13 protein-coding genes and 1 riboswitch are annotated in these 9,079 nt (G+C 73.7%); of the genes, 9 read left to right on the top strand and 4 right to left on the bottom strand.

Annotated features, from left to right (window positions below):
* Nucleotides 1-156 precede the first annotated feature (156 nt).
* Nucleotides 157-269, top strand: a riboswitch (TPP riboswitch).
* The 5 genes from thiO to ACZ6ZR_RS15925 all read left to right on the top strand — a co-directional run bounded on the left by thiO (nucleotide 263) and on the right by ACZ6ZR_RS15925 (nucleotide 3,757).
* Nucleotides 263-1,426 carry a glycine oxidase ThiO gene (gene thiO, locus ACZ6ZR_RS15905; protein ID WP_465642692.1) on the top strand — a complete coding sequence of 388 codons (1,164 nt, stop codon included), beginning with the start codon at nucleotides 263-265 and terminating at the stop codon, nucleotides 1,424-1,426. Its footprint overlaps the riboswitch before it by 7 nt.
* Nucleotides 1,423-1,641 carry a sulfur carrier protein ThiS gene (gene thiS / locus ACZ6ZR_RS15910; RefSeq protein ID WP_465642693.1) on the top strand — a complete coding sequence of 73 codons (219 nt, stop codon included), beginning with the start codon at nucleotides 1,423-1,425 and terminating at the stop codon, nucleotides 1,639-1,641. The genes thiO and thiS overlap by 4 nt, the downstream gene beginning before the upstream one ends.
* 2 nt (nucleotides 1,642-1,643) lie before the next feature.
* Nucleotides 1,644-2,441: a thiazole synthase gene (locus tag ACZ6ZR_RS15915; RefSeq protein WP_465642694.1), complete on the top strand. Its 798-nt coding sequence runs from the start codon at nucleotides 1,644-1,646 to the stop codon at nucleotides 2,439-2,441.
* Between the two features lie 79 nt (nucleotides 2,442-2,520).
* Entirely contained in the window at nucleotides 2,521-2,976 is a 456-nt protein-coding gene (locus ACZ6ZR_RS15920) for a hypothetical protein (protein ID WP_465642695.1), read from the top strand.
* An 85-nt stretch (nucleotides 2,977-3,061) separates the two neighbouring features.
* Nucleotides 3,062-3,757, top strand: a complete 696-nt coding sequence (locus tag ACZ6ZR_RS15925; protein ID WP_465642696.1) for an endonuclease/exonuclease/phosphatase family protein — start codon at nucleotides 3,062-3,064, stop codon at nucleotides 3,755-3,757.
* Here ACZ6ZR_RS15925 and ACZ6ZR_RS15930 read toward each other — a convergent pair.
* Nucleotides 3,747-3,890 carry a hypothetical protein gene (locus ACZ6ZR_RS15930; protein WP_465642697.1) on the bottom strand — a complete coding sequence of 48 codons (144 nt, stop codon included), beginning with the start codon at nucleotides 3,888-3,890 and terminating at the stop codon, nucleotides 3,747-3,749. The two genes, ACZ6ZR_RS15925 and ACZ6ZR_RS15930, sit on opposite strands and share 11 nt — an antisense overlap.
* Nucleotides 3,891-4,138: 248 nt before the next feature.
* Here ACZ6ZR_RS15930 and ACZ6ZR_RS15935 point away from each other — a divergent pair, with 248 nt between their 5' ends.
* Nucleotides 4,139-4,342 carry a cold-shock protein gene (locus ACZ6ZR_RS15935; protein ID WP_465642698.1) on the top strand — a complete coding sequence of 68 codons (204 nt, stop codon included), beginning with the start codon at nucleotides 4,139-4,141 and terminating at the stop codon, nucleotides 4,340-4,342.
* A 74-nt stretch (nucleotides 4,343-4,416) separates the two neighbouring features.
* On the opposite strand, the gene ACZ6ZR_RS15940 is transcribed toward ACZ6ZR_RS15935, so the two are convergent.
* Together ACZ6ZR_RS15940 and ACZ6ZR_RS15945 are read right to left on the bottom strand one after the other, a co-directional pair.
* On the bottom strand, nucleotides 4,417-5,004 hold the full coding sequence (locus ACZ6ZR_RS15940; RefSeq protein WP_465642699.1) for a hypothetical protein: 588 nt from the start codon (nucleotides 5,002-5,004) through the stop codon (nucleotides 4,417-4,419).
* A gap of 16 nt (nucleotides 5,005-5,020) precedes the next feature.
* Nucleotides 5,021-5,821 carry an alpha/beta hydrolase gene (locus tag ACZ6ZR_RS15945; protein ID WP_465642700.1) on the bottom strand — a complete coding sequence of 267 codons (801 nt, stop codon included), beginning with the start codon at nucleotides 5,819-5,821 and terminating at the stop codon, nucleotides 5,021-5,023.
* A gap of 166 nt (nucleotides 5,822-5,987) precedes the next feature.
* Here ACZ6ZR_RS15945 and ACZ6ZR_RS15950 point away from each other — a divergent pair, with 166 nt between their 5' ends.
* Together ACZ6ZR_RS15950 and macS are read left to right on the top strand one after the other, a co-directional pair.
* The gene (locus ACZ6ZR_RS15950) at nucleotides 5,988-6,794 is read left to right on the top strand and encodes a lysophospholipid acyltransferase family protein (RefSeq protein WP_465642762.1); all 807 of its coding nucleotides are present in this window, start codon (nucleotides 5,988-5,990) and stop codon (nucleotides 6,792-6,794) included.
* A 21-nt stretch (nucleotides 6,795-6,815) separates the two neighbouring features.
* Complete coding sequence (macS, locus tag ACZ6ZR_RS15955; protein ID WP_465642701.1) at nucleotides 6,816-7,964, top strand: MacS family sensor histidine kinase; 1,149 nt, start codon at nucleotides 6,816-6,818, stop codon at nucleotides 7,962-7,964.
* A 7-nt stretch (nucleotides 7,965-7,971) separates the two neighbouring features.
* Here the strand turns inward: macS and ACZ6ZR_RS15960 are convergent, their stop codons facing one another.
* Nucleotides 7,972-8,325, bottom strand: coding sequence for a hypothetical protein (locus ACZ6ZR_RS15960; protein ID WP_465642702.1), 354 nt, complete (start codon nucleotides 8,323-8,325; stop codon nucleotides 7,972-7,974).
* Between the two features lie 88 nt (nucleotides 8,326-8,413).
* On the opposite strand from ACZ6ZR_RS15960, the gene ACZ6ZR_RS15965 reads away from it, so the two are divergent.
* Complete coding sequence (locus ACZ6ZR_RS15965) at nucleotides 8,414-9,076, top strand: response regulator (protein ID WP_465642703.1); 663 nt, start codon at nucleotides 8,414-8,416, stop codon at nucleotides 9,074-9,076.
* Nucleotides 9,077-9,079: the final 3 nt, after the last annotated feature.

Here is a 9,079-nt window from a genome sequence, read left to right on the forward strand (position 1 = left end):
GGCTCGACGGGCGGCGCGGGGCGTGACACCACCCCCGCGAGCGCGCCGCAGGCGTCCGCCCGGCCCTGCTCCCCACCGACGGCCACCCGCCCGCCGCAGGCGCTCTCACTCCGTGAACTCGCTCTTCGGCCGGTGCCCCGGCCGGGGATATGGTGGGGCGGTATCCACGGGAGCCCGGTGCACCGGGCTGAGAGGCGGGCTGAAGCGGCCTGCGACCGTCCGAACCTGATCCGGGTCATTCCGGCGAAGGGAGTGCAGGGCTTTGACACGCACCGAGGCACGCACCGAGACCGACGTCCTGGTGATCGGCGGCGGCATCATCGGCCTCGCGGTCGCCTGGCGGACCGCCCAGCGCGGCCTGGCCGTCACCGTGGTGGACCCCGAGCCGGGCCGGGGCGCCGCCCAGGTCGCGGCGGGCATGCTGGCCCCCGTCACCGAGCTGCAGTACGGCGAGGAGCCGCTGCTGCGCCTCGGCATGGCGTCCAACGACCGCTACGCGGACTTCGTCGCCGAGCTCACCGACCTCACCGACCTGGAGACCGGCTACCGCCGGACCGGCACCCTCGCGGTGGCGCTGGACTCCGACGACCGGGAGGAGCTGCGCGAGCTGCACGCGTTCCAGCAGCGCCTCGGCCTGGAGTCGCACTGGCTGACCGGCCGCGAGGCCCGCAAGCTCGAACCGATGCTGGCCCCCGGCGTCCGCGCCGGCCTGCACGTGACCGGCGACCACCAGGTGGACGGCCGCCGGCTGGCCGCCGCCCTGGTGCTGGCCTGCGAACGCTCCAACGTCACGCTCACCCGCTCCGCCGCCGTCGAGCTGGTCGTCGAGGGCGGCCGGGCCACCGGCGCCCGCCTCAGCTCCGGCGAGCGGGTGACGGCGGCTCAGGTGGTCGTGGCCGCCGGGCCGCAGAGCCACCGCCTGCCCGGCCTGCCGGAGGGCGTGCTGCCGCCGGTGCGGCCGGTGAAGGGGCAGGTGCTGCGCCTGCGGGTGCCGTCCGCGTACGCGCCGTTCCTGTCCCGCAACGTCAGGGCCGTGGTGCGCGGGCAGCACATCTACCTGGTGCCGCGCGCGGACGGCGAGCTGGTGATCGGGGCGACCAGCGAGGAGCAGGGCTACGACACCACGGTCACCGCCGGCGGGGTCTACGAACTGCTGCGCGACGCTCACGAGTTGGTGCCCGGCCTGACCGAACTCCCGCTGCTGGAGACCGGCGCGGGGCTGCGCCCCGGCTCGCCGGACAACGCCCCGCTGCTCGGCCCGACCTCGCTGCCGGGCCTGGTCGCCGCCACCGGCCACTACCGCAACGGAGTGCTGCTCACCCCGGTCACCGCCGACCTGACCGCCGACTACCTCTCCACCGGCGCGGTGCCCGCACTGGCCGCCCCCTTCTCCCCCAGCCGCTTCACCCCGAAGGCCGCCGCATGAACCAGCCGAGCCCCATCCCCCTCACCGTCAACGGCACGCCGCGCGAGGTGCCCGCCGCCACCACCCTGGACACCGTGGTCAGCCAGCTCAGCGCCTCCCCCAGCGGGGTCGCCGCCGCCGTCAACGAGGCCGTGGTGCCGCGCAGTTCGTGGACCGAGACCGTGCTCAGCCCGGGTGACCGGGTGGAGATCCTCACCGCCGTACAGGGAGGCTGACCATGGCCGACGACCAACTCGTCATCGCCGGAACGGCGTTCGACTCCCGCCTGATCATGGGCACCGGCGGCGCCCCCAGCCTGGAGGTGCTGGAGCAGGCGCTGCTCGCCTCCGGCACCCAGCTGACCACCGTGGCGATGCGCCGGGTGGACCCGGGCACCCAGGGCTCGGTGCTGGACGTGCTGACCCGCAACGGCATCCGGGTGCTGCCGAACACGGCCGGCTGCTACACCGCCGGGGAGGCCGTGCTCACCGCCCGCCTGGCCCGCGAGGCGCTCGGCGCCGACTGGGTGAAGCTGGAGGTGATCGCCGACGAGCGCACCCTGCTCCCCGACCCGGTCGAACTCCTGGACGCCGCCGAGACCTTGGTCGACGACGGCTTCACCGTGCTGCCGTACACCAACGACGACCCGGTGCTGGCCCGCAAGCTGGAGGACGTCGGCTGCGCGGCCGTGATGCCGCTCGGCTCCCCGATCGGCTCGGGCCTGGGCATCCGCAACCCGCACAACTTCCAGCTGATCGTGGAGAGCGCCACCGTCCCGGTGATCCTGGACGCGGGCGCCGGCACCGCCTCCGACGTGGCCCTGGCGATGGAACTCGGCTGCGCCGCCGTGATGCTGGCCTCCGCCGTCACCCGGGCCCAGCAGCCGGTCCTGATGGCCGAGGCCATGCGGCACGCCGCCGAGGCCGGCCGCCTGGCGTACCGGGCCGGCCGGATCCCCCGCCGCTTCCACGCCGAGGCCTCCTCCGCGATGGCCGGCCGGGCCGACCTGGACACCCGGGAGCGCCCGGCGTTCTGACCGGCGCCCCGACCGGCGCCCCGGCACCGCGGCAACTCCTATCCTGGCGGGGCCACCTGACGCCGGGCGAGGAGGGCCGATGTACCGAGCGGTGACGGTCGCCACCGTGCTGGCGCTCGCCCTGGCGGGCGCCGTCGCGGTGCCGCTCCCCGGCGGCGGCTGCACCGGCGTCTGCTCGGAGACCGTCAACCACGGCGACCGCCCGTTCACCGCCGGGCGCAACTACTGCGCGGGCGGCCAGTCCACCGGCGACCTGACGCTCCGCCGGCCCGGCTGCGCCTCGGCCGAGTCCGAGCAGCGCTGGACCACCGTCCAGCCGGGCCGGCAGACCCCGCCGGGCCAGGACTGGGACACCTTCCGGGTGGACCCGGGCTGGTGCTACCGGGTCTCCTTCGAGGGCTTCTTCCCGTGGACCGCCGACTTCGGGCGCGACTACCAGGCCGGGGAGTCCGCCCTCTACGTCAAGGTGGGCAACGACTACACGGCGCGCGTCGAGAGTCAGGAGTACGGCCCCTGCGGGGAGCCGCGTCGGTAGCATCTGCCGGGTGAGCCAACTGAACCAGCTGCCTCCGTTGCCGGAGTCCGGGGCCGGGCCCGACGGGTCCCGTACGGTCCGGGTGTTGAGCTACAACGTGCGCTCGCTGCGGGACGACCGGGACGCGCTGGTGCGGGTGGTCCGGGCCTGCGCGCCCGACCTGGTCTGCGTCCAGGAGTCACCACGGTACTGGCGCCCCGAGGGCCAGGCGGCCTGGCTGGCGGCCCGCTGCGGGCTGGTGATCCTCTCCGGCGGCGGCCGGATCGCCGCCGGGCCGCTGCTGCTCGGGCGGCTCTCGGTGGACGTGCTGGCGGTCCGCGACCGGCTGCTCCCGAAGACCAGGGGCCTGCACGCGCGCGGCTTCGCCACCGCCCGGGTGCGGATCGGCGGCTCGGCGCCGTTCACCGTGACCAGCTGCCACCTGAGCCTGGACCCGGACGAGCGGCTGCGGCAGTTCGCGCTGCTGCCCGAACAGTTCGGGCCCGGCGAGGAGGGCTTCGTGGCCGGGGACTTCAACGAGCACCCCGACGGGCCGGGCTGGCGCCGGATGGCCGAGCGCTACCAGGACGGGCACGCCGCCGCCCCCTGGGGCGGGACGAACACCTCCGTCCCGTCCGACCCGCACCAGCGGATCGACGCGCTCTTCGCGACTCCGGGCATGGAAATGCTGGCCTGTGGCGTCCCCCACGGCCTCCCGGGCGTCACCCAGGCCGACCTGGTGGCCGCCACCGACCACCTGCCCCTGCTCTCGGTCCTGCGGGTCCCTCCGGTCAGAGGTTGAAGAGACGGGTGTACGGGGCCGGGACCCTGACCCGCTGGGTGCCGAAGTCGACCAGGACGGCGTTCTCCCGGCCTCCCTCCAGCGCGATCACCCGCCCGAGACCGTACTGGTCGTGGGAGACGCGTTCCCCCACGGTGAACTCCTTGGCTACGGGCTGCGGTTGAGCCTTGAAGGGACTGGTCGGCAGTGCGCGGCGTCCTGCTCCTGAATTCGTCATTGTGGCCAGTATGCGCCCCCACACGCCGTCCGGACCCCCGCCGACGACTCTGGTACAGTGGTGTCACTTGCAATTTTTGGTTCCCATGAACTCTGTGTGCGCCTACCGGTTGTGACCGGAGGCGCATTTCTTGTTTCTGGCGGGCCTCCTCTAAGGAGATCTTTATGGCTACCGGCACCGTCAAGTGGTTCAACTCGGAGAAGGGCTTCGGCTTCATCGAGCAGGAGGGCGGCGGTCCCGACGTCTTCGCCCACTACTCGAACATCCAGGCCAACGGTTTCCGTGAGCTGCTCGAGGGTCAGAAGGTCGAGTTCGACGTCACGCAGGGCCAGAAGGGCCCGCAGGCTGAGAACATCCGCCCGCTGTAACACCCGCGAAGGGCCCGTACCGGACGGTGACGTCCAGGTACGGGCCCTTCGTCGTACCCGGGCCCGGCGGCCGGTCAGACCACGGCGCCGCCGTGCGGGTCCTCCGGCTCGTCCTCGTCGCGGTCCTTCATCCGGATCACCAGCGCGGCGAAGCCGCCCAGGAAGGCCGTGACGCCCACCCAGGCGGGCCAGCCGGAGACCTCGCGCCAGACCAGCACGTCGAACAGGAGCAGGGCCGGCCCGCCGAGCACCGCGAGCCAGGCGAACCGGGCCGTGGTGTCCAGGGAGGGCAGCGGCGGCGGCTCCGGCGGCACGAAGTGGCCCTCGTCCGGGTCCTCGGCGGCCACGTAGTCGCGGGGGCCGGGAGCCTCCGGGCGGCGGCGCGGCTGCGGGGCGAACTCGTCGAGCCCGTCGGCGCCCTCCGGCCGGGCCTCGCGGGCCTTGGTCTCCTTGGCCCGGACGTTCTCGATCTCGGGCCACTCGGGGTCGGTCAGGTCGACCGGATCGTCGAACTGGGCCACCAGCGCCGCGAAGATCGCGTCCTGCTCGGCCTGGCTGCCTCCGAGCGGACGGCGCGCGGGCGCGTCGGACCCGCCCGACGGCTCGGGCTTCGCCTTGCCGTCCAGGGGCAGTTCCTCGTCGTCGCCCGCGGTGTTGTTCATCTGCACTGCCGGCCCTTCAGCCCAGGTGGTCCTCGGCACTAACGTCCACGGCACGCGCCTCCACGACGGCGGCCGGGGTCAGCCGCCGGACGAAGTCGAGGCTCGACTCGACGATCAGTCCGGCGTCGTGGTCCAGCGTGGCCACGTGGTAGCTGCGCTCGCAGAGCAGCTCGGTCACATCGGTCGAGGATATCCGGGCCAGCACCAACTCGGAGTTGGCCGCGGAGACCACGTGGTCCTGCGGACTGTGCAGCAGCAGGACCGGTTGGCGGACGTCCGGGAGCTCGGCCCGCACCGTCCTCCAGAGCCTGGCCAGTGACCAGGCAGCATGCAACGGGGTCCGGTCGTAACCGAGTTCACGCGAACCCGGCTTGGCGATGTCGTTCGCCACCCCCGGCAGGCTGGGCACCAGGTGACGGATCACCGGCAACAACACACTTGCGGGGTTGTCGGAACGCACGGACGGGTTGACGAGCACCAGACCGGCCAGCGCCGAACCGTGCCGGGCGGCCAGCCGCAGGGCCAGCGCGCCGCCCATCGAGAGCGCGCAGACGAAGACCTGCTCGCAGCTCGCGGCCAGCTCCCGGAAGGCCCGGTCCACCTCGGCGTACCAGTCCTCCCACCGCGTCACCTGCATGTCCTGCCAGCGGGTGCCGTGGCCGGGGAGCAGCGGAAGCGAGACGGTGTACCCGGCGGCGGCGAACTCCTCCGCCCAGGGTCGCATCGACTGCGGCGAGCCCGTGAAGCCGTGCACGAACAGCACTCCGACCGGGCCGCCCTCCCGTCGGAACGGTTCGGCACCGGGCATCAGCGGCATCGGCGGGCTCCTCGGCGGGTCTGGCGCGGGCACGGGGGAACGAGCGCTCGAATCGTCCCACGCCCGGACGCGGCTCGTACAGCCCCGCCGGTGCGTACCGGACCGGCGGGAAGCATTAGGATCGTGCGGTCCGCACTCCAGGAGGCCCCGGTTGTTCTACCGACTGATGAAGATGATCGTCGCACCGCTGCTGCGGATCTTCTTCCGGCCCTGGATCGAGGGTGCCGAGAACATCCCCGAGGACGGCCCGGCGATCATCGCCAGCAACCACCTCTCCTTCTCGGACTCGTTCTTCCTCCCCGCCCTGATGAAGCGTCGGGTGACCTTCATCGCCAAGGCGGAGTACTTCAACACCCCCGGCCTCAAGGGCAAGCTCACCGCCGCCTTCTTCAAGGGCGTCGGCCAGCTCCCGGTGGACCGCTCGGGCGTGCGCGGCGCCGGTGAGGCCGCGATCCGCAGCGCCATCGCGGTGATCGAGAGCGGCGAGCTGTTCGGGGTCTACCCCGAGGGCACCCGCTCCCCCGACGGCAAGCTCTACCGCGGCAAGGTCGGCGGCCTGGCCCGGGTCGCGCTGGCCACCGGCGCCCCGGTGATCCCGGTCGCGATGATCGACACCGAGAAGGTGCAGCCGCCCGGCCAGGTCAAGCCCAACTTCGGCATCCGCCCCGGCATCCGGATCGGCCGCCCGCTCGACTTCTCCCGCTACCAGGGCATGGAGAACGACCGCTTCATCCTGCGCTCCGTCACCGACGAGGTGATGTACGAGATCATGCGGCTCTCCGGCCAGGAGTACGTGGACATCTACGCGACCGCCGCCAAGCGGCAGATCGCCGAGGACAAGAAGCGCGCCGACTCGGAGCGCAAGGCCGAGCAGAAGGCCGTCAAGGCGCAGCAGGAGGCGGAGAAGAAGGCCGCCGCCGAGCTGGCCGCGGCCGAGGCCGAGGCCGCCGAGAAGGACCGGAAGCCCGAGTAGTCCACCGCCGCAGGGGGTCTGATGGAAGCTCAGCGACCGGGCTGGGGCGGGCCCCTCGGGGCCGGCGGGATGTCGGTGGAGATGCCGCTCTGGCGGGCCATCTCCACCTTCCGGATGCTCGCCCTGGCCTACGCGGTGCTCCGCTTCTTCGGCTCCTTCATGGACTTCCTGCACCCGGTCTCCGGCTGGATCTACCTGGGCGCGCTCACCCTCTGGACGCTCGCCTCCACCCGGGCCTTCGCCGGGCCGCAGCGCTGCACCTGGTACGTGCTCACCACCGACATGGCCTTCGCCGTCACCGGCATCGTGATGAGCGGCATCATCGACAAGCCCGAGCGGATCACCGCCGGGGCGCCCACCCTGCCCACCATCTGGGCGGCCGGCACCGTGCTCGGCTTCGCCGGCAAGGGCGGCTGGCGCTGGGCCGCCTTCGCCGGGGCGGTGATCGGCCTCGCCAACATCGCCGGGCACGGCGGCGTCACGCCCGACAACCTGCACAACATCGTGCTGCTGATGGTGGCCGGCTGCGCGATCGGCTACGTCATCGAGATCGCCCGGGCCGGCGAGAGCGCCCTCACCCGGGCGCTCCAGGTCGAGGCCGCCACCCGGGAGCGGGAGCGGCTCTCCCGGGACATCCACGACGGGGTGCTCCAGGTGCTGGCGCTGGTCCAGCGCCGGGAAGGCGACCTCGGCGAGCTGGGCCGCCTGGCGGGCGAACAGGAGCGCGCCCTGCGGGCCCTGATGACGGGGGCCCAGCCCGCCGCCCCGTCCGAGGACCAGGACCTCAGCACCCTGCTGGCCCGCTACGCCGACGACCGGGTCACCGTCTCCGCCCCCGCCACGCCCGTCCAGCTCCCGGCCCGCGCCGCCGCCGAGCTGACCGCCGCGGTCGGCGCGGCCCTGGACAACGTCCGCCGCCACGCGGGCCCGGACGCCCGGGCCTGGATCCTGGTCGAGGACGAGCCCTCGGAGGTCACCGTCTCGATCCGCGACGACGGCCCCGGCTACGCCCCCGGCCGGCTGACCGAGGCCGAGGCGGCCGGCCGCCTCGGCGTCTCGCAGTCCATCCGGGGCCGCCTGCTCGACCTCGGCGGCACCGCCGACCTCTACTCCGCCCCGGGCGAGGGCGTCGAGGTCGAGCTGCGGATCCCGCGCCAGCCGCGCGGCTGACCCCGCGTCACGGCACGTTCCCGAAGCAGTCGTCGCTCGGCAGCGGGCCGGTGGCCCGCACGGCCACGAACAGCAGCACCGTCAGCACGGCCAGCACCGCGAGGCTCCCCCACGGCGCCCGCCCGCTCCGCGCGCCCAGCGCGGTCAGCCCGCCGGCCAGGGCCAGCCAGACCAGACCGGAGATCACCAGCCACGGCTCCTCCGTGCCGCCGAAGCAGGTGAGGGGCAGCGCCAGCGCACCGGTCAGCATCGCCACCGCGGCGGCCACCGGCACCATGACGACCAGCCAGGCGCAGCCGCTGACGCGTCCCCACCCGCCGATCCCCCGACCTGCCTCCCCGCCCGTTCCGAGATCGCTCATGCCCGGGGGACGCCGGGCGGGGCCCGGCCGGTTGCTAACCTCCCCGGAAACGTACGAGCCGCCCGCCCCACCCCCGAGGAGCCCCCTGATGGACGCTCAGGTCCGCGTCATGGTCGTGGACGACCACCCGATGTGGCGGGAGGCGGTGTCGCGGGACCTGGCGGAGGCCGGGTTCGAGGTGGTGGCGACGGCCGGGGACGGCGAGGAGGCGGTGCGGCGGGCCCGGGCCAGCCTGCCGCAGGTGGTGGTGCTGGACCTGAACCTGCCGACGCTGCCCGGGGTGGCGGTCTGCCGGCAGATCGTCACCCGGGACCCGACCGTCCGGGTCCTGGTGCTCTCCGCGAGCGGCGAGCACCAGGACGTGCTGGAGGCGGTGAAGTCGGGAGCGACCGGGTACCTCGTCAAGTCCGCGCACCGCGACGAGCTGATCGACGCCGTCCGCCGCACCGCCCAGGGCGATCCGGTCTTCACCCCGGGCCTGGCCGGCCTGGTGCTCGGCGAGTTCCGCCGCCTCGCCACCGAGCCGGCCGCGCCCGCCTCCCCCGCCGCGCCGCAGCTGACCGCCCGGGAGACCGAGGTGCTCCGGCTGGTCGCCAAGGGCCTGTCGTACCGTCAGATCGCCGACCGCCTGGTGCTCTCCCACCGCACGGTGCAGAACCACGTCCAGAACACCCTCGGCAAGCTCCAGCTCCACAACCGGGTGGAGCTGGTCCGCTACGCCATCGAGCAGGGCCTGGACGACTCCCTCTGACCG

It is taken from the genome of Kitasatospora sp. NPDC088742 (assembly GCF_055584905.1).

Excerpts from the sequence above, each read along its gene's own strand:
- ACZ6ZR_RS15935 (WP_465642698.1), top strand. The coding sequence starts at position 4,139 with ATGGCTACCGGCACCGTCAAGTGGTTCAACTCGGAGAAGGGCTTCGGC.
- ACZ6ZR_RS15950 (WP_465642762.1), top strand. The coding sequence starts at position 5,988 with ATGAAGATGATCGTCGCACCGCTGCTGCGGATCTTCTTCCGGCCCTGG.
- ACZ6ZR_RS15965 (WP_465642703.1), top strand. The coding sequence starts at position 8,414 with ATGGACGCTCAGGTCCGCGTCATGGTCGTGGACGACCACCCGATGTGG.
- ACZ6ZR_RS15945 (WP_465642700.1), bottom strand. The coding sequence starts at position 5,821 with ATGCCGCTGATGCCCGGTGCCGAACCGTTCCGACGGGAGGGCGGCCCG.
- macS (WP_465642701.1), top strand. The coding sequence starts at position 6,816 with ATGGAAGCTCAGCGACCGGGCTGGGGCGGGCCCCTCGGGGCCGGCGGG.
- ACZ6ZR_RS15915 (WP_465642694.1), top strand. The coding sequence starts at position 1,644 with ATGGCCGACGACCAACTCGTCATCGCCGGAACGGCGTTCGACTCCCGC.
- thiS (WP_465642693.1), top strand. The coding sequence starts at position 1,423 with ATGAACCAGCCGAGCCCCATCCCCCTCACCGTCAACGGCACGCCGCGC.
- ACZ6ZR_RS15940 (WP_465642699.1), bottom strand. The coding sequence starts at position 5,004 with ATGAACAACACCGCGGGCGACGACGAGGAACTGCCCCTGGACGGCAAG.
- ACZ6ZR_RS15960 (WP_465642702.1), bottom strand. The coding sequence starts at position 8,325 with ATGAGCGATCTCGGAACGGGCGGGGAGGCAGGTCGGGGGATCGGCGGG.
- ACZ6ZR_RS15920 (WP_465642695.1), top strand. The coding sequence starts at position 2,521 with ATGTACCGAGCGGTGACGGTCGCCACCGTGCTGGCGCTCGCCCTGGCG.